Origin of the sequence: Xanthomonas sp. fls2-241-TYG-148, assembly GCF_030208815.1 — a bacterium.
GTDB lineage: Bacteria > Pseudomonadota > Gammaproteobacteria > Xanthomonadales > Xanthomonadaceae > Xanthomonas > Xanthomonas campestris.
Window position 1 is genome coordinate 116010 of sequence record NZ_JARVTE010000013.1, and the last position, 18889, is coordinate 134898.

Annotated in this window: 12 protein-coding genes and 1 pseudogene; 6 read left to right on the forward strand and 7 right to left on the reverse strand. The window is 66.7% G+C overall.

All coding sequences use genetic code 11. The features are described from left to right. Window positions 1-157 precede the first annotated feature (157 nt). The 3 genes from QRM60_RS14505 to QRM60_RS14515 form a co-directional block, all read right to left on the reverse strand. Complete coding sequence (locus QRM60_RS14505; protein WP_285446446.1) at window positions 158-2677, reverse strand: sulfite reductase flavoprotein subunit alpha; 2520 nt, start codon at window positions 2675-2677, stop codon at window positions 158-160. Between the two features lie 150 nt (window positions 2678-2827). Continuing rightward, complete coding sequence (gene hemB / locus QRM60_RS14510) at window positions 2828-3817, reverse strand: porphobilinogen synthase (protein WP_115557334.1); 990 nt, start codon at window positions 3815-3817, stop codon at window positions 2828-2830. A gap of 342 nt (window positions 3818-4159) precedes the next feature. Then, the gene (locus tag QRM60_RS14515) at window positions 4160-4402 is read right to left on the reverse strand and encodes a hypothetical protein (RefSeq protein WP_170873897.1); all 243 of its coding nucleotides are present in this window, start codon (window positions 4400-4402) and stop codon (window positions 4160-4162) included. Between the two features lie 200 nt (window positions 4403-4602). On the opposite strand from QRM60_RS14515, the gene QRM60_RS14520 reads away from it, so the two are divergent. Then, on the forward strand, window positions 4603-5073 hold the full coding sequence (locus QRM60_RS14520; RefSeq protein WP_115557333.1) for a hypothetical protein: 471 nt from the start codon (window positions 4603-4605) through the stop codon (window positions 5071-5073). A 259-nt stretch (window positions 5074-5332) separates the two neighbouring features. On the opposite strand, the gene QRM60_RS14525 is transcribed toward QRM60_RS14520, so the two are convergent. The 4 genes from QRM60_RS14525 to QRM60_RS14540 all read right to left on the reverse strand — a co-directional run bounded on the left by QRM60_RS14525 (window position 5333) and on the right by QRM60_RS14540 (window position 11391). After that, window positions 5333-7132: a DUF885 domain-containing protein gene (locus QRM60_RS14525; protein WP_228424272.1), complete on the reverse strand. Its 1800-nt coding sequence runs from the start codon at window positions 7130-7132 to the stop codon at window positions 5333-5335. Window positions 7133-7356: 224 nt separating this feature from the next. Next, on the reverse strand, window positions 7357-7902 hold the full coding sequence (locus tag QRM60_RS14530; RefSeq protein WP_285446447.1) for a cytochrome c oxidase assembly factor 1 family protein: 546 nt from the start codon (window positions 7900-7902) through the stop codon (window positions 7357-7359). Between the two features lie 40 nt (window positions 7903-7942). Then, on the reverse strand, window positions 7943-10171 hold the full coding sequence (locus QRM60_RS14535; RefSeq protein ID WP_285446448.1) for a DPP IV N-terminal domain-containing protein: 2229 nt from the start codon (window positions 10169-10171) through the stop codon (window positions 7943-7945). A 530-nt stretch (window positions 10172-10701) separates the two neighbouring features. Further along, window positions 10702-11391, reverse strand: coding sequence for a glutathione binding-like protein (locus QRM60_RS14540; protein WP_285446449.1), 690 nt, complete (start codon window positions 11389-11391; stop codon window positions 10702-10704). A gap of 251 nt (window positions 11392-11642) precedes the next feature. On the opposite strand from QRM60_RS14540, the gene QRM60_RS14545 reads away from it, so the two are divergent. The 5 genes and pseudogenes from QRM60_RS14545 to QRM60_RS14565 form a co-directional block, all read left to right on the forward strand. Next, a complete protein-coding gene (locus QRM60_RS14545; RefSeq protein ID WP_285446450.1) occupies window positions 11643-14657 on the forward strand; it encodes a TonB-dependent receptor in 3015 nt (1004 codons plus the stop codon). 173 nt (window positions 14658-14830) lie between these two features. Beyond that, complete coding sequence (locus QRM60_RS14550) at window positions 14831-15532, forward strand: SapC family protein (protein ID WP_043877843.1); 702 nt, start codon at window positions 14831-14833, stop codon at window positions 15530-15532. Then, a complete protein-coding gene (locus QRM60_RS14555; RefSeq protein ID WP_114999570.1) occupies window positions 15522-16535 on the forward strand; it encodes a cupin-like domain-containing protein in 1014 nt (337 codons plus the stop codon). Before QRM60_RS14550 ends, QRM60_RS14555 begins: the two co-directional genes overlap by 11 nt. 9 nt (window positions 16536-16544) lie before the next feature. Beyond that, window positions 16545-18107 carry a tryptophan halogenase family protein gene (locus QRM60_RS14560; protein WP_285446451.1) on the forward strand — a complete coding sequence of 521 codons (1563 nt, stop codon included), beginning with the start codon at window positions 16545-16547 and terminating at the stop codon, window positions 18105-18107. Between the two features lie 138 nt (window positions 18108-18245). Then, a pseudogene (locus tag QRM60_RS14565) lies at window positions 18246-18889 on the forward strand (energy transducer TonB); the annotation flags it as partial.

Below are 18889 nucleotides of genomic sequence, written 5' to 3' on the forward strand. Positions count from 1 at the left end.
TTCCGATATCGATGGCGATGGCGATGTCATCGCCATGCTGCCAGCGCAGGTAAGGTTTGCCTGAAGCACGTTCGATCCATCGACGCTGCTCGTCACTTCAGATAACAATGCGCTTGGCGTCCTGTGTCGGCGCACAAGGTACGCCTGCGGACTGCACTCAATACACGTCGCGTCGATACCGGCCGGCGGCGGTGAGCAACTCCAGCCGCGTCTCGCCCAGGATCTCGCGCAGGGCCGCATCCACCTCACGCGCCATGCTGTCCAGGCTGCCGCACACATAAAGGACAGCGCCGCGGTCGATCCAGTGCCGCAGCGTCTCGCCGCGCTCGCGCAGGCGGTGCTGCACATAGCGCTTGTCGGCCTGGTCGCGCGAGAACACCCAATCCAGTTCCTGCAGATGTCCGGCGGCTTGCCAGGCCTGCAATTCATCGCCGAACAAGCGGTCGTGCGCGCGATGGCGTTCGCCGAACAGCAGCCAGTGGCCGTGCACGCCCGCCAGCTCGGCGTCACGCAACAACGCGCGTAATCCGGCAATGCCGGTGCCGTTACCGATCAACACCAGCGGTGCACCGTCCACACGGTGGAAGCCGGGATTGGTGCGCAGGCGTGCGCGCACCGGTGCGCCCAGCGGCGCATGGCAGACCAGCCAGCCAGAGCCCAGGCCCGGGCTGCCATCGGCACGCGTGGTCAGCCGCACCACCACCTGCGCGCTGCCATCGGCGGGCACGCTGGCGATGGAATAGTCGCGCGTCGGCAGCCACGCGCAGCCATCGAGCCAGGCCTGCGCCACCGTGCCGGGCACCGGCGGCTGCGCAGGCGGCTCGGGCAGCACGCGTTCGGCGGCGGCCTGGTGCAGCGGCAGCAATTGCGCGTCCACATGCACCAGCGCATCGGCCGCCAAGCCCCAGGCCTGCAGGCAGGCGCGCACGGCGGCGCCGGCATGCGCAGGCTGCACTTCCAGGATGTCGCCGGCCAACCACTGCGCCCCTGCCGGCGGTTGCAGGTCCACCTGCCAGATCGGTGCGCCCACGCTGCCTGGATTGAGCTGGGTCCGCGACAGCACCGGCCAGTCCATCAGCGCCGGGCGTGCCAGCGGCACTGCTGCCACCGGCGCGCCGCTGACCTGCGCCAGCTGCGCGTGCCACTGCGCCAGTGCCTGCGGATCGGTCTGGTCCATTTCCACCGCCGGGAACAGCGCACGTGCGCCCTGCGCCTCTAGCCACTGCTCGATACGCCGCGAAAACCCGCAAAACCGCGCGTACTGCCGGTCGCCCAACGCCAGCACTGCGTAGGCCAACTGCGGCAATGCCAGTGTCTGCCGCAGCATTTCGCGCTCGAATCCGCGCGCCGCATCCGGCGGCTCGCCGTCACCGAAGGTGCTGATGACAAACAACGCATGCCGCGACTGCTGCAGTTGCGCCGCATCCAGTTGTGCCAGCGAGCGCACCTGCACCGGTACCCCGGCCGATTGCAGATGGCCGGCCGCCTGCCAGGCCAGCCGCTCGGCAAATCCGCTTTGACTGGCAAACCCGATCAGCCACGGCGCGGCCTGCGAGGCGGGCGGCGCGCTCTGCAGCACCTCGCGCGCTGCGCGCAGCTCGCGCTTCTTGCGCCGGCGATCCAGATACAGCATCCAGCCGGTCACAAAGAACACCGACATGCCCGCACTGGCCAGCAGCACCACGATGCGCCCGGGCAGGCCGAAGAAACTGCCCGAATGCAGCGGGAACATGCTCACCAACAGTTGCTGGCCAAGCGGCAGCCGGGCGTAGTCCTGGCGCCGCAACAGCACGCCGCTGTGCGCATCCAGCTCCAGGTTGTCGTAGGCGCGATCATGGGCGGGCGCATCCGGCAGGAAACGCACGCTCAGCGGCTGGCCGGCGCGGGTGGGAATGCGCAGATCCATCGCCGCGCTGCGGGTTCCCGCGATCCCGTCGAGGGTGCGCTGCACACGGGTGAAATCCACCGCGGGCGGCCGGTGCCCGCGCCCATCGCCGCGCATCGCCGGCTCAGTACCCAGCAGTGCCACCATGCCGTCGCGGTACCAGGTGTAAGACCAGGTCAGCCCGGTCAAGGCAATCAACAGATACACCAGCAGGCACCAGGTGCCGAACACCGCGTGCAGGCTCCACAGAAAACTGCGCCCCTGCCGCCGCCATTCCACCGCCCACCAGGTCCGCAGGCTCCACCAGCGACGCGGCCAGCGCAGATACAGGCCCGAGGCGCAGAAGAACAGCAGGATCAGCGTACTGGCGCCGGTGATGGCCTGGCCGCGCTCGCCGGCGGTGAGATGCCGGTGCAGGTCTTCGATAAAGGCGAATGCCCCGCTCAGCCGTGGCGCGCCCACGCGCGCGCCGGTGTACGGATCGAAGTACACACGGCCGCCGGGCTTGCCGGCCAGACGCACCGTGGACGGGCGCCCACCGGTCGGGTCGATCAGCATGCGGGTGATGCCCTGCCCCGGCGCCAGGTCGAGCCGGCGCACCAGCACATCCACGGGCAGTGGCGCCTGCCCGGCGGCATGCCGCTCGGCCAGCTGCGCGATGGCCGGGTTGGCCAGGCGCACGATCTCGTTCTCGAAGGACATCAATGCGCCGGTCAGTCCCATGACGGACAGCACCAGCCCGGCAGTGATGCCCAGCAACCAGTGCAGTTGGAACACAACCGTCTTGAACACGCGCGAGCAGCCTGAAGCAGATGGCTTGCCATTGTAGATGAGAATCGTTATCGCAATCGCGCAGGCGCGGGAGCGCCGCGCACCGCATTCAATCGCTCACCACATGAAAGAGGCGCCCGCAGGCGCCTGTTCGTGGGCTTGCTGCTGCGCTTAGCCCTCGCGCAGCCAGCGCGCCACTTGCGGCGCGAAGTAGGTCAGCACGCCATCGGCACCGGCGCGCTTGAACGCCATCAGCGCTTCCAGCACGCACTTGCGTTCGTCCAGCCAGCCATTGGCGCTGGCGGCCTTCAACATCGCGTACTCGCCGCTGACCTGGTAGGCGAAGGTCGGCACGCGGAACTCTTCCTTGACCCGCCGCACCACATCCAGATACGGCATGCCTGGCTTGACCATCACCATGTCCGCGCCCTCTTCCAGGTCCAGCGCGATCTCGCGCATGGCCTCGTCGCTGTTGGCCGGGTCCATCTGATAGGTGGTCTTGTCGGCCTTGCCGAGATTGCCGGCGCTGCCCACCGCATCGCGGAACGGGCCGTAGAACGCGGAGGCGTACTTGGCCGAATACGCCATGATGCGCACGTTGAGATGGTCGTCGGCATCCAGCGCGCGGCGGATCGCGCCGATGCGCCCGTCCATCATGTCCGAGGGCGAAATGATGTCCACGCCGGCCTGCGCATGCGACAGCGATTGCCTCACCAACGCTTCGACGGTGATCTCATTGAGCACATAACCCTTGGCGTCGATCAAACCGTCCTGGCCGTGGGTGGTGTACGGGTCCAGCGCCACGTCGGTCATGATGCCCAGCTCGGGAAAGCGCGCCTTGAGGGCGCGCACCGCGCGCTGCGCCAGCCCGTCCGGATTCCAGGCTTCGGCCGCGTCCAGGCTCTTGCCGGCGGGGTCGATCACCGGGAACAGATCGATCACCGGGATGCCCAGTTCCAGCGCGTTTTCAGCCTCGCGCAGCAACTCGTCCAGCGACAGACGTTCGACGCCAGGCATCGAGGCAATCGGCGCGCGCCCTGGCAACTCATGCACGAACACCGGCCAGATCAGATCGTCGGTGGTCAACGTGTTCTCGCGCATCAACCGGCGCGAAAACGCATCGTGGCGCATACGACGGGGACGGTAGTGGGGGTGGGCCATCACGGGCTCCTGAAGTCAAAGAAAAGAATGGGGCGGGCCATCGGCACGGCACTGTCGTGCGTCGCTCCAGCCTGCCGGCACGGACGCCCCGCGCACGCAACCGCTGGCAATGCGGCGCCTGGAAACCGCGCATTGGTCCCGCTGCCCAACCGCAACAGTCGCCACGAAAGACGCGAACGTACTGACAGACAGACTGGTGCATGAAACGAACGAGCGAAGAGCATCGAAGTCGCCTGCAACACGGTGGCAGGCCAGCGGTGGCAGGCGATGGACAGCGCACAAGTCTACGCCCGCCAGCAGCGGCGGAATGCGCTGCGACGCTGTGTCGCAGCGCTGCAACGCTTAGATCACCCCACCGCCCAGGCTCAGGCGGATGACGCCCACTACGATCACCAGGCCATTGAGCAACAGGCCGGTCTTGGCCCGGCCACGGTTGCCGGCCGAGGTGAACAACAAAGCGATGGCCGCGATCAGCGCACCAAAGGCCGCGAACGGGATCAGGAACCAGTTGCCCCAGCCCAGCAGCGGAATGAAGGCCAGGACCATCCACAGCAACGCCACAATGCCCCACAGCAGGCTGATCAATCCCACACATCACCTCGCACGTGTCTCAGGAGGCGCCCAGCTTAGCGGCGCCGGTGCCGGCGCGCCGTGGGCGGGTGGTCACCGTGACCAATGGCGGCTTGGCGGCGGGCTCACATCGGCCGGCCTAGGGTGTGCGCAAAGTCCGGCGCGATTCAGTCCAGGCGCCGGATGATCACTGCCATTACCCACGGGGGCCAGGTATGAACATGCAGTCACGCATCAGGCAGGTGGCCATCGGTGCCGCCGCAGCGGCCTTGCTGGCCGGCTGTGCAAGTAGTTCAAAGGTGATGCTGGGCCAGCCACGCGCGCCGATCGACCCGGCGCAGGTGCAGGTTTATTCGAACGCGCCAGTGGGCTCGGTCGAGATCGCCCAGCTCGAATCCACCAGCGCCGCCGGCTTCGGCACCCAAGGTCAGACCGACGCCGCGGTGCTACGCCTCAAGCGCGAAGCCGCCAAGCTCGGCGCCAACGGCGTGGTGATCGTCGGCGTGGGCTCCGAGCGTTCCGGCGGTGGGCTGTCGGTGGGTGGCGGCAGCTACGGCGGTCGCGTCGGCGGTGGCCTGGGCATCGGCATTCCGACCACGCAAAAGCGCGCGGCGGGCATGGCGATCTGGGTGCCGGCCGGGGCCGAGCAACGTGAGGCACCGCAGTCAGCGCCGCCCGTGCGCTGACATTCGGCAACTGTCGAAGCGCATCAGCCGCCTGCAGTGATGCGCGGGAACGATGGACGGTGCAGCCAATGCGGTGCTTGCGCGTGGTTCGTAGCGTTGCTGGCGGCTCGCTACGTTTGTAGCAGCCGCTCTTAGTCTCTACGTGATACGCCAGACCAGGGCGCAGCGCCTCGCTCAGCTGGACGAAGGCCTGCGGTGCAGACGTGATGCCTGCAGGCTGCAGGCATCACGTCCCTCCTGACGACCGGCTACACGCTGATCAACGCTTGGACTGCTGCGCTGGAATGAACTGCTTCTCCACCGCCTGGGCCAGCTGGTCCGGCGGCAGCAGGCCCTGGTCGAGCAGGAAGTTGTTGAAGGCCAGGCGGTCGAACTTCTTGCCCAGGGCCAGTTCGGTGCGCATGCGCAGTTCCAGGATGCGGGTGTAGCCGTAGAAGTAGCTGCCGGCCTGTCCGGGGGCGCGCACGGTGTAGCGGTCCAGTTCCTGGCGGGTCATGGCGGCCGACAGGCCGACGTCGTCTTCGAGCACCTGGCGGGCGCGTTCGCGGTCGATCAGGCCCAGGTTGAGCATTGGGTCGAGCATGGCGCGGGCGGCGCGCAGCAGGCGGAACTGCAGGGCGATCAGCTGCCCGTCGAGCGGTTCGTACGGCACCATTTCGGCTTCGGCGTACAGCGCCCAGCCTTCGACGTTGACCGAGTTGAAGGCGAACATGCTGCGCGCCAGCGACACGCCGCGCTCCACCATCGCGGTGAACTGCAGTTCGTGCCCCGGGCGGCCTTCGTGGGCGCTGAGCGTCCAGGCGGCCGAGCCGAAGTTGAAGTCGTCGTACTGCTCTTTCTTGCCACCCTCCGCGCTGGGGTTGCCCAGCGGCAGCACGAACTGGCCCTGCTGGCCGGTGTTGCCGATCAGCGGTGCGGGCAGGAAGTGCGGTGCGGGCTGCGCGGCGCTTTCCGCAGCACTGCCCAGGCGCATTTGCATCGGCCGCTTGGGCACATCGACGATGCGCTGCTGGCGGATGATCGGGTCGATCTGGTCGATCACGCCGCGGTAGTGGGTTTCCAGCTGGTCATCGGCAATGGTGTTGCGCTTGAGCGCGCGGATCACCTGCACGTAGTCCTCGCCCTGCACGCCTTTGGCCTTGGCCACCAGCGGCGCAAGCTGGCGCATCGCCGAGCGGGTTTCCATGAACTCCAGCTGCGCGCGCTGGATCAGCTGCTGCGGCGCGATATCGATACCCACCTGCTTGAGCTGGTAGGCATACAGCGGCTCGGGCAGGCGGGTGTCCTTGCGCGCCTTTGGCAACACAGTGCTGCGGGTCCAGCTGGCGTAGTCCTTGAGCTGGGTGGACATGGCCTTGAGCGCCTCGTCGGCACCGGCGATCTTGTACTTGGCGAATAGCTCGCCGATGCCGGCCACGTAGGTGTCCACGTTCGCCAAAGCCTGCTCAACCTCGCGCTCGGTCGGCTGCAGCAAGGTCTTGTTGCCCAGCTGTTCCTCGTAGCGCTGGCGCGCCAGCGTGGTGGTGGGGGTGGTGCCCGGGACCAGGCCCACGTAGCGCTTGAGACGGTCGAGCGCCTTGGCGCGGCGATCCGGCGCGGTCTGGTCGGACAACAATCCGTTGAGACCACTGAAGACCAGCTGCGGCGCATCGTTCCATGGCAGCAGGTAGCGCTCGTTGAGCTCGCTGCCTTCGATGTTGTCGGTCGCCGCACCGATCATGATCTGCAGGTCCTGGCGCACGTTGGGATCGCGCTCGCTGGCCAGCTTGGCCTGCAGCGCGGTGCGCGCGGTGGCCATCGCCTCGCGGTAGCGCTTTGCGTTGTTCGGGCCCAGATCGACCACTTGATCGTCGTAGCCGGGCACGCCGAAGAAACTGGCGTATTCCGGCTGGAACGGTGCCTGGGCGCTCAGCAGGAGTTGCGCGTAGCCGTTGCTGGTCTTGACCCAGGCCGGAGTGGCGGGTGCGCTGGTGGTCCCGGTGGTGGCAGGACTGTTTTGCGCGTGCAGTGGCAGGGAGGCGCCGAGCGCCAGGGCGACAGCAATCACGAGAGGCTTCATCGGGCGGATTTCCAACAGGAGATGCGCGACCGTACGCGGCACACGCGGCGCCGGCAACCTGCCGGAGGTCATGGCCGGCGTACTCGGATCAGGCGGCAGCCGCGCCCGTGGGGTGAGACGCAGTGCGCCGCCACAGCGCGCAGCGCCGCATACCCTGGTGTGCAGCGTCGCTACCAAAAGGTAAACCGCCACGGCTAGGTGCGCCGCTGAGCGCCCGGCGCGCGTTACCGATCCTGCTCCTTCCCTGGCGCGACAGTGTTGGTCGTTTCAATATCCGGATCAGTCCCGGCATCGGTCGCGCGTGGCCGGCCGGCGGCAGCCGTGGCGTCGTCCAGCAATGCGATCGCGTCGCCGACGTCCGGAACCACCTGCACGCTGGTGTAGTGCCATTGCCCGGCATGGCGCTCGGCTTCGATATAGAGGGTGCCGTTGCTACGTGTTCCGTGCAGCGAAACGCTGAGGGTGGCGTGTCCCCCGCCACCGCTGGTCGCGATGTTGCCGCTGGGGAGGAAGCCGTCTTTGATTGGCGCGCCGAGTGCGGTGGCAACGCGGGGATCGTGTTGCGCCGTCAACACGCCGACACGGTAGGGTTCGGTCGATTTCATGACGCGCGCGATGCCTGCCACGAGCGCACCGATGGAGGCGGCCAGGACCACGATCAACAGCAGCGCCAGCAGCGGCACCGCCCATTTCCAATGCCGTGACCACCAGCCGCGCCTTGCCGGGGGCGGCGGTGTTGCGGAATGCGGCAACGGTGGGGGCGTGGGCATGCGCAGAGCTCCTTATCGACGGCAAGCGTGGGGCGGGTGCTCAGGGCTGCAGGCAACGCGCCAGGAACGCTTCTGCCGTCTTGTAGCGATGCAATGCGGTCTTGCCCGACAACCCATGTTTGGCGCCGGGATAGGTCATCAGTTCGAATGGCGTGCCGCGTTGTTGCAACCCGCTCATCAGCGCCGTGGAGTTGGTGAACAGCACATTGTCGTCGGCCATGCCGTGGATCAGCAGCAGCTTGGCGCGCAGGCCATCCAGGTGGGTGGCGATGCGTGCCTCGCGATAACCGGCCGCGTTGCCGGCAGGCAGGTCCATGTAGCGCTCGGTGTAATGGGTGTCGTACAGGCCCCAATCGGTGACCGGTGCGCCCGCCACCCCGCAGGCATACGCCTCGCTGTGCTTGGCCAGCAGCATCAAGGTCATGTAACCGCCGTTGGACCAGCCCTGCACGCCGATGCGTGCCGCATCCACCCAGCGTTGCGCTTTCAACCACGCCACGCCCTGCAACTGGTCGTCCACTTCCACCGTGCCCTGCTTGCCGTACAGCGCGCCACCAAACGCGCGGCCACGCCGCGGGGTGCCGCGGTTGTCGAGTGAAAACACCACGTAGCCACGCTGCGCCAGGTATTGATCGAACAGTGCATCGCTACGACCGGGCCAGGCATCGACCACGGTCTGCGCGGCCGGGCCGCCGTAGACATACACCACGACCGGATAGCGTTTTGACGGGTCGAAATCGGCCGGCTTGATCAGCCGGTAGTGCAGCGGCGTGCTGCCATCGGCGGCAGTGAGCGTGCCGAATTCCACCGGGCGCTGCGCCTGGCGGTATTTGGCATAGGGATGCTGCGGGTCGGCCAAATCGTTCTGCAACAAGGTGGCGATCTTTTCGCCATTGGCGCGAAACAGTTCGATCTGCGGCGGCGTGGTGGTGTTGGACCGCGTATCCACATACACGCTGGCGTTGTTGGCGAAGCTGGCCGCATGCGTGCCGTTGGATGCCGAGCGTTTTTCGATGGCGCCGCCAGCCAGTGGTACCGCGTAGATATGGGTTTGCGTCGGCGAGTCCTTGCTGCCGGAGAAGTACACCAGGCCAGCCTGCTCATCGACCGCCAGCAGTGCATCCACCACCCAGGCGCCGGAGGTCAGCGGCGTGAGCGTGGTGCCGTCCTCGGAGGCAACGTACAGATGCTCGTAGCCGCTGCGTTCGGAGTTCCAGAGAAAGCGGCCGTCCTTGAGAAAGCGCAGATCGTTGGTGAGCGGCACCCAGGTCGGCGAGGTTTCGGTGATCAGCACGCGTTGCTGACCGCTGGCCAGCGTGGCTTCGATCAGTTGCAGGGTTTTCTGGTCGCGTGACTGGCGCTGGAAGGTCAGCCGATGCGCATCGCGCCAGTCCACCCGCGCCAGGTAGATGTCCGCTTGCTTGCCGAGGTCGATCCACTGTGGTTTCGCTGACGCGCGCGGGGCGATCACGCCCAGCTGCACGGCGACATTCGGTTGGCCGGCCTGCGGGTAGCGCTGGTCGATCACCTCGGTGTGGTCGGCGTAGACCTCCGGGCGCTTCTGGATGGGCACGGCGGATTCGTCGATGCGCGCGAAGGCGACCGCCGAATCGTCCGGTGCCCACCAATACCCGGTGTGGCGATCCATTTCTTCGTCGGCGACGAATTCGGCCACGCCATTGCCGATGGTGTCGCTGCCATCGCGGGTCAGCTGTAGCTGTTTGCCGCTGGCGAGATCGATCACCCACAGATTGCGCGCCCGCACGAAACTGACAAAGCCGCCCTTGGGCGAGAGCTTGGCATCGGTGGCGAAGCCTTCGCCATGGGTGAGTTGGCGCACCGCGGCGCTGCCGGTCTTGCGCAGGTCGTACAGATACAGCTCGCCGCCCAGCGGGAACAGCAGCGCGTGCGCATCCGGCGCCCACTGGTAATCGACAATGCCGGCGAAGGCCGCGATGCGTTGGCGCTCGCGGCGGGCTTTTTCGGCATCGCTCAGGGTCTCGGTGCCGGGCAGCACCACCTTGGAATCCACCAGCAGCCGGGTCTGGCCACTGGCGATGTCGTATTCCCACAGGTCCAGCTGGTTGCGGTCGCTGTCCTTGCCGCGCAGGAAGGTCACCCGCGAACCATCGGGCGCGACCTTGGGCTTCATCAGCGTCGGGCCAGACAACGGCAATGGGCCGATGATGGCCTCCAGAGTGAGTTTTTCGGCGTGGGCCATGGGGACGGCGCTGAGCATGAGGGTAAGGGCGGCGAACAGGGCGCGCATTGAAGATCCTGTCTGGAGACAGCACACAGGATGCGGGCGCGTGGAGTGTTTGAGAAGCGCGGTGGTGGTGCGTGTGTGCGATGAGGGGCGGTGTCTGCGGCGGCGCGCGCGTGCTGCGGCGTGGTGCTGGGGTGTTGTGGTTGCGCTGTTTTCCGGCGAGCAGGGGTGCCTGGGGGCTGGTGGTTGCAGTTGGCGCGCTGCGGATGCGGGGCGCGCTTTTTTCATGCGGCGCACGTTGCGGGTGCGGTGGGTCTGGCGCCACTTGCGTACCCTCACCCCAACCCCTCTCCCGGGGGGGAGAGGGGCTCGAGCTGCCGGGTTTGTGTCGTGCGCGGTTGATGTATGCGCGTGCCGCTGCCAACCCCTGATGCTGCTTGCTGCTTGCTGTTGCTACTTGCTGTTGCTACTTGCTGTTGCTGCTTGTCCTTGTTGCTTGCTGATGCGGTTTTGCGGTGGTTCTTGCTGTGCAGTTGCAACAGTCGCCGCTCTCACCGTGTGGCCTCTTGCGCGACGGCTGCTACCGCTTTGCCTCAGCGCTTGCCAAACAGGTGCTTGCGCTCTTCCTCGCTCAGCGGTTTGCCGGCATCCGGGTTGACCTTGTCCTTCAACGCGTACGCGCGCTGGGTGGCCGGGCGGGCGGCAATGGCGTCGTGCCAGCGCTTCACATGAGGGAACGCGGCGTAGTCCGGCTTGAGGTCGCCATACACTTCGATCCACGGGTAGCTGGCCATGTCGGCGATGCCGTATTCCGGGCCGGCCAGGAAAGCGTGCTCGGCCAGGCGCTTGTCGAGCACGCCATGCAGCCGGCGCACCTCGGCGTTGTAGCGCTCGATCGCGTAGGGAATCTTTTCCGGCGCATAGACAGTGAAGTGGCCCATCTGGCCGCTCATCGGGCCCAGCCCGCCCATCTGCCAGAACAGCCATTCCAGCGCCGCGATGCGGCCGCGTGCATCGCGCGGCAGAAAGCGCCCGGTCTTCTCGGCCAGGTACAGCAGGATTGCGCCGGACTCGAACACGCTCAGCGGCGCGCCACCGCCGGCCGGTGCGTGGTCCACGATGGTCGGCATCTTGTTGTTGGGCGAAATCTGCAGGAAGGCGGGCTCGAACTGGGCGCCCTTGCCGATATTCACCGGCTTGAGGGTGTACTCCAGCCCGGCCTCTTCCAGAAACAAGGTGACCTTGTGGCCATTGGGGGTGGGCCAGTAGTAAAGGTCGATCATTAGATGCTCCAGTTCGGAAGGAAGATGCACGCGGCGGCGCGCCAGCAGCTTCCGATGGTACGGCCAAGCGCAGCGAGGCAACGGTGCCCAATGCCGCGCCGGCTGGAACGATGTGTGACGCGATTGGCTCGCGGCCGATGCTGCAGTGCAAGTTGACTTGTTAAGAGCCGCGCTAACAAATGCACGACTGCTTAATTAACCTTGCCTGTCCAGCTCGGACCGGCGTTTTGTTCATTTGGGGAAGAAACACCGTGAGAGAGCCACGCACCTTGCCGCGTACGCGACGCCTGACGTCTGCCTTGCTGTTTGCACTGTCCGCACCGCTGGCCGCGCAAACCGCGCCGGCGCCGCAGTCGGCCTCGACCGTCCCCGGCTCCAGCCAGGCCGACCCCGCCACGCTCGATACCGTGCAGGTCAGCGGTATCCGCGGCAGTCTCACCTCGTCGATGAACGTCAAGCGCGATGCGCAGGGCATCGTCGATGGCATCGTGGCCGAGGACATCGGCAAGTTCCCCGACACCAACCTGGCCGAGTCGCTGCAGCGCATCAGTGGTGTGTCGATCGACCGCTCGCTGGGCGAAGGCTCGCGCGTCACCGTGCGTGGCGTCGGCCCGGACTTCAACCTGGTGCTGTTGAACGGCCGGCAGATGCCCGGCGCCAGCATCGAAGAATCCAATGCCTCCAACTCGCGTGCGTTCGACTTCGCCAACCTGGCGTCCGAGTCGATCTCCGGCATCGAAGTGTTCAAGACCAGCCGCGCCAGCACGCCCACCGGCGGCATCGGCGCCACCATCAACATCAAGACCGCCCGGCCGCTGGACAACCCGGGCATGCATGCCAATGTGGGGCTGAAGGGCGTGCACGATGCGTCCAACGAGAACCTGCCCGGCCGCCTGCAGGGCGATGCGCTGACGCCGGAAATCTCCGGCATCTTCAGCACTACCTCGGCCGATGGACGCTTCGGCGTGTCGCTGAGCGGCAGCTACCAGGAACGCGACTTCGGCTACAGCCAGGTCGGCGTGCCCAACGGCTGGCGCTCGTTCCGCGGCGATTCCACCGCCTACGGCACCATCCCGCAGCCAGGTGCGCCGGGCTCGGAGAACATCACCAACCGTCCCGGCCCGAACGACATCTACTCGGTGCCGCAGAACCTCAACTACCGCGTGGTCGGCGTCGAACGCCAACGCACCAACGGTCAGCTGGTGCTGCAGTACAAGCCACTGGACAACATCACCACCACGCTGGATTACACGTACTCGGAAAACAAGATCCAGCAGCAGCGTAATGAAATGTCGGTGTGGTTCAACTATGGGCCTTCAGCCAGCGCCTGGACCAATGGTCCGGTCGCCGGCCCGGTGACCTATTCGGAAATCGTCAATCCGGCCACCAGCGATCTGGCCACCGCCGGCTCCAACGCGGCCACGCGCAACCAGAACAAGTCGCTGGGCTTCAATGTGGATTGGGCGGTGAACGACCAGTTCAAGCTCAACTTCGACATCCACCGCTCCACCGCCGAAGCCGGCGCGGACAGCCCGTACGGGTCGAGCAATTCGCTGGGCGTGTCGGGTTTCTACCGCGGCACCTCGGTGGTGGATTTCAGCAAGGATTTCCCGGTATTGCAGCAGCAGCTCGGCTTCGGCCTGAACGGGCTGGACCCCTCGCGCACGCTGGTCACCGGCTCGGCGTTCCGCAACAGCTATATGAAATCGGAGATCGACCAGGCGCAGGTCAACGGCGACTTCACTTTCGAAAACTATTCGCAATTGAAGTTCGGCATCGGCAGCACCGAGGTCAAGAACCGCTCGGCGTTCTCCAACGTGCAGCGCGATACCTGGGGCGGCAACGGCACCGCGGCCGATTATCCGGACGATCTGTGGATTCCCAGTTCGTTTGCGCAGTATTTCGATGCGATCGACGGCAGCGGCAACCCGGCGCAATTCAACCAGCTGTTCCTGTTCGACTTCGAGCGCGCACGTCAGGCGGCCGCGCAAGCCGCGGGCGATGACGCGCTGTACCGCATCTCGCCGGTGTTCACCACCGACCGCCGCGTGACCGAAAAATCCAAGAACGCCTACCTGCAGTGGAACAACAGCTGGGACGATCTGCGCGTGCCGATCAGCCTGGCCGCCGGCGTGCGTTACGAAGAAACCAAGGTGGACGCGCAGGCGCTGGTGCCGGTGGCGGTCGGCATCGATTGGGTCGCCAACAACGAGTTGCCGATCCGCCTGGCCGACTCGGCATTCGCCGGCGGCAGCGGCAAGTACGAATACTGGCTGCCCAGCCTGGACCTGAGCTTCAAGCTCACCGACGACCTGGTGCTGCGCGGCAGCTACGGCGAAACCATCGGCCGTCCCGGCTGGGGCGACATCCAGGGCGGGCAGACGCTCAACCAGATCGCGCGCCTGGAAGGCGGCACCGGCCAGGAGGGCAACCCCGGCCTGAAGCCGCTGCTCTCGCACAACATCGATTTCTCGCTGGAGTGGTACTACAGCGATGCCAGCTACGCCTCGGTGGGCTTCTTTCGCAAGAACATCGACAACTACATCGGGGTGACCACGCGCAACGACACCTCGCTGGGATTGAACACCCCGGTGGGCGGTGCGTACTGGAACGAAGCGCTGGGCAACGGCTGCGCCTCGGCCGACCTGACCTGTATCCGCAACTACATCTTCCGCAACCGCGGCGGCGCGCCCGGCGTGGTGCGCGGAGCCGACGATGCCAACGGCAACGCCACCGGCGTGATCAGCGGGCAGCCCGGCGACCCGGTGGCAAACTTCGCCATCACCGCGCCGGCCAACCAGCGCTCGGCGTCGCTGGACGGTTGGGAATTCAACCTGCAGCACATGTTCGGCGACAGCGGGTTCGGCGTCTCGGCCAACTACACCATGGTCGACTCGGGCCTGACCTACGACAACTATGTGATCGGCGAGCAGTTCGCGCTGGAAGGGCTGAGCGATTCGGCCAACGTGGTCGGCTTCTACGACAGGGACAAGTGGCAGGTGCGTGCGGCCTACAACTGGCGCGACGAGTTCCTGGCCGCGCGCTTCGATGGTAGCGGCCAGCCCAACCCGGTCTATACCGAAGCCTATGGCCAGCTGGATCTGAGCATCGGCTACCAGTGGACCGAGAACCTGTCGCTGAGCCTGGAGGCGATCAACCTCACCGACGAGGTGCAGCGCCAGCACGGCAGGCAGTCGAACCAGATCGTCTATGCCACCCAGACCGGCCCGCGCTACATGCTGGGCGTGCGCTACAAGTTCTGGTGATGCGGTTCTGATGCAATTGCTGTGTTGATCCAATGCGTTTCCCGGCAGCCTGGCTGCCGGGTGGCGTGCATGGCCGTTGCGGCCGGCCCTGCGGCGTTGCGCCATGGGGCTTGCCGTCGCACGGCGATTCGTTGAAGCATGGGCCACGCGCCCCGCGTGCTGTGCCATTCCCCATGACCGATCCCGTGCTGTTGAACAATCTCGATCACCGCGACCTGCGCGTGATCACCACACACGGTGCCGCCTATGGCGACAACGTGATGTCGGCCGCCACTTTTCCGCTGGAATTTCGCCAACTTCAGGCGCAATACCCAATCGTGTTCCATCGCGATGCCGACGGGCAGTTCCAGCCGCTGGCCCTGCTGGGCCTGCGCATGGGCGAAAACCTGTTCCTGGACGGCGCGCGCTGGGATGCGCCGTATGTGCCACTGGCGATCCAGCGCCAGCCGTTTTTGATCGGCCAGCAGCCCGACGGGCCGATGGTGCATGTGGATCTGGACAGCCCGCGCATCAGCACCGCCGAAGGCGAGCCGCTGTTCCGCGAGCACGGTGGCACCACCGAGTTTCTGGAGCGCATCAGCCAGGTGCTACGCACGCTGCATGACGGGCTGCATGCCACGCGGGATTTCATGAGCCGCGTGCTGGCGCACGACCTGCTGGAACCGTTCGTGTTCGAGGCCACGCTGGACAACGGCGTGGAATGCCGGCTCGCCGGCCTGTATGCGGTGCACGAAGAGCGCCTACGCGCGCTGGGTGACGAAGCACTGCTCAGCCTGCACAAGCATGGCGATCTGGAACCGCTGTACATGGCGGTGGCCTCGATCGCGCAGTTCCGCCACCTGCTGGACCGCATGAACCGCCGCCATGCCGGCTGAGCCGCGCCCCATCGCCGAAGTGCACGGGCTGGATCCACAGCAGCTGGATCCGGCACTGCTGCGCGCGACCACGCCGCTCGTGTTGCGCGGGTTGGTGCGCGACTGGCCGCTGGCCCGCGCCGGCGCGCAGTCTGCGCAGGCCGCCGCCCAGTACCTGCGCAGGTTCGACCGCGGCGAGGCGGTGGTGGCGCAGGTGGGGCCACCGGAGATCGCGGGGCGGTTCTTCTACAACGCCGACATGAGCGGCTTCAACTTCCGGCCCGAACGCGTGCCGCTGGCGGTGGTGCTGGAGACCCTGCTTCGCGATCTGGAGGTTGCGCAGCCGCCGGCGATCTACGTCGGCTCCACCACGCTGGACACCTACCTGCCCGGCCTGCGCGCGGACAACCCCATCGCGCTGCCGCAGGCCGAGCCGCTGGCCAGCATCTGGATCGGCAACCGCACCCGCATTGCCGCCCACCAGGACCTGCCCGACAACCTCGCCTGCGTGGTGGCCGGGCGCCGCCGCTTCACGCTGTTTCCGCCGGAGCAGCTGGCCAATCTCTACATCGGCCCGCTGGATCTCACCCCGGCCGGCCAGCCGGTCAGCCTGGTCGATATCACCGCGCCGGACCTGGAGCGCTTCCCGCGCTATGCGCAGGCGCTGGAACACGCATTGGTGGCCGACCTGGAACCGGGCGACGCGGTGTTCATGCCCAGCATGTGGTGGCACCACATCCAGGCACTGGACGGCTTCAACGTGCTGGTCAATTTCTGGTGGCGGCAAAGTCCGGCCTACATGGATTCGCCAATGAACGCGCTGATGCTGGCGCTGCTCACCATCCGCGACCTGCCGGCCGAACAACGCGCCACCTGGCAGGAAGTGTTCCGCCACTATGTATTCGACGCCGATGCCGACACCGCCGCACATCTGCCCGAGGCCGCGCGCGGTGTGCTCGCCCCGATGGACGACGCCCGCGCCCGCGCCCTGCGCGCACGCCTGCTGCAACGCTTGAATCGCTGAGGATCCCCCATGCACGCCCCCGTCCCCTCCGAGTCGCAACGCCTGGTCCGCCGCGTGGTCATCGCCGGTGGCGGTACTGCCGGCTGGATGGCCGCCGCCGCGCTGTCCAAGCTGCTCGGCCGGCAGTTGCAAATCACCCTGGTGGAATCGGACGAGATCGGCACGGTGGGCGTGGGCGAGGCCACCATCCCCAGCCTGGTGACCTTCCACCGGTTGCTGGAGATCGACGAAGCGCAGTTCATGGCCGCCACCCAGGCCACCTTCAAGGTCGGCATCGCCTTCGAACATTGGCGCAATGTGGACCGCCACTACATCCATTCCTTTGGCCACACCGGCACCGATCACTGGAGCGCGGGCTTTCAGCACTTCTGGCTGAAGGCGCGCGCACGCGGCGTGGCGCGCGACTTCGGCGACTACTGCCTGGAGCTGCGGGCCGCGCAGGAAGGCCGCTTTGCGCATCTGCCCAACGGCGGCATGAACTACGCCTATCACCTGGACGCCGGGCTGTACGCGCGCTTCCTGCGCCGCTTCAGCGAAGGCTTCGGCGTGCAGCGCATCGAAGGCCGCATCGGCAGCGTGCAGACCGACGCGCACAGCGGCGACATCGCCGCCCTGGTGCTGGACGACGGCACCCGCATCGAGGGCGACCTGTTCCTGGATTGCACCGGCTTCCGCGCGCTGCTGATCGGCCAGACACTGGGCGTGGGCAGCGAGGACTGGTCGCGCTGGTTGTTCGCCGACAGCGCGCTGGCCGTGCAGACCGAATCGGTGGGCGCGCCAGTGACCTTCACCCGCGCGCGCGCCGATCGCGCCGGCTGGATGTGGCGCATTCCACTGCAGCACCGGGTGGGCAACGGCATCGTGTATTCCAGCCGCTACATGGACCAGGACAGCGCCGCGCAGGTGCTGGAACACAACCTGCAGGGCCGCGCACTCACCACCGCGCGGGCATTGCGCTTCACCCCCAACCAGCGCCACCGCGTGTGGGAAAAGAACTGCGTGGCGCTGGGCCTGGCCAGCGGCTTTCTGGAGCCGATCGAGTCCACCAACATCCATCTGATCCAGCGCGGCATCGTCCGCCTGCTGCAGACGTTTCCGCAGGTCATCGACCCGGTGGACATCGCCGAATACAACCGGCAGGCGGCTGAGGAGATCGCGCATATCCGCGATTTCGTGATCCTGCATTACCACGCCACCGACCGCCGCGACACGGCGTTCTGGCGCGATTGCGCCGGTATGGAGATCCCCGACAGCCTGCGCCATCGCATGGAGCTGTTCCGCCAGAGCGGGCGCGTGTTCCATCAGGGCAATGAGTTGTTCGCGGAGAATTCCTGGATCCAGGTGATGCTGGGCCAGGGCATCGTGCCGCGGCACCACCACCCGGTGGCCGACCTGATGGGCGATGCCGAGCTGAGCCAGTTCCTGGAGGGCATCCGCCAGCGCGTGGAGGCCACGCTGGCCCGCCTGCCGCCGCATGCCGAGTTCCTGCGCCGCTATTGCCCGGCCCCGGCACTGCCCGCGCCCATGCCACAGCCGGCACCGGGCACGCCGCTGGCCGCACCGGCTGCATGAATATCGCGGGCATCTCGGCAACCCTTGGCTTAGACCGCCCCAGCAATGCTAGATTGCGGCATTGCCGACCCTTGCGGGAACAAGGGCCGGCGCTCACCGCAGCAACGTTATCTTTCGCACTCGGGGTAAGGGGGACGCATGTTGGATCTGACACAGGGCCGTATGGCACGCCGGATCGCGCCGGTCATTTTGCTGGTTGGCCTGGCCGCCTGCTCCAAGCAGGAAGAAAAACCTGCCGCCACCGCGGGCACCACGCCAGCGGCACCGGCCACCGCGCCGGCACCTACGGCGGCCACCGCGGTCTCCCCGCAGGTGCAGTCGATGGCAGCCGATCAGCTGCGCGAATCGGCCACCAAGGCGCTGCAGGACAACCGCATGTACGCCCCGGCCGGCGACAACGCGGTGGAGTACTACCTGGCGCTGCGCGAGAAGCAGCCGCAGGACGCCACCGTCAACAGCGCGCTGACCGACCTGATGCCGTACACGCTGATCGCCGCCGAACAGGGCATCAGCCGTGAGGAGTTCCCCGAAGCGCAGCGCCTGATCGCGCTGATCGAAAAGGTCGACCCCAAGGCACCGGCGCTGCCGCGTCTGAAGAGCGGCCTGGAAACCGGCATGAAGACCGCTGCCAACCGCACCGAGCAGGACGCCGAGCAGGCCAAGAAGCTGGTCGAAGACAAGGCCAAGCAGGCAGCCGAGCAGAAGCGCCTGGCCGAGCAGCAATCGCGCGAGGCCGCTGCGGCCCAGCAGATTGCCGCCCAACAGGAAACAGCGCGCCAGCA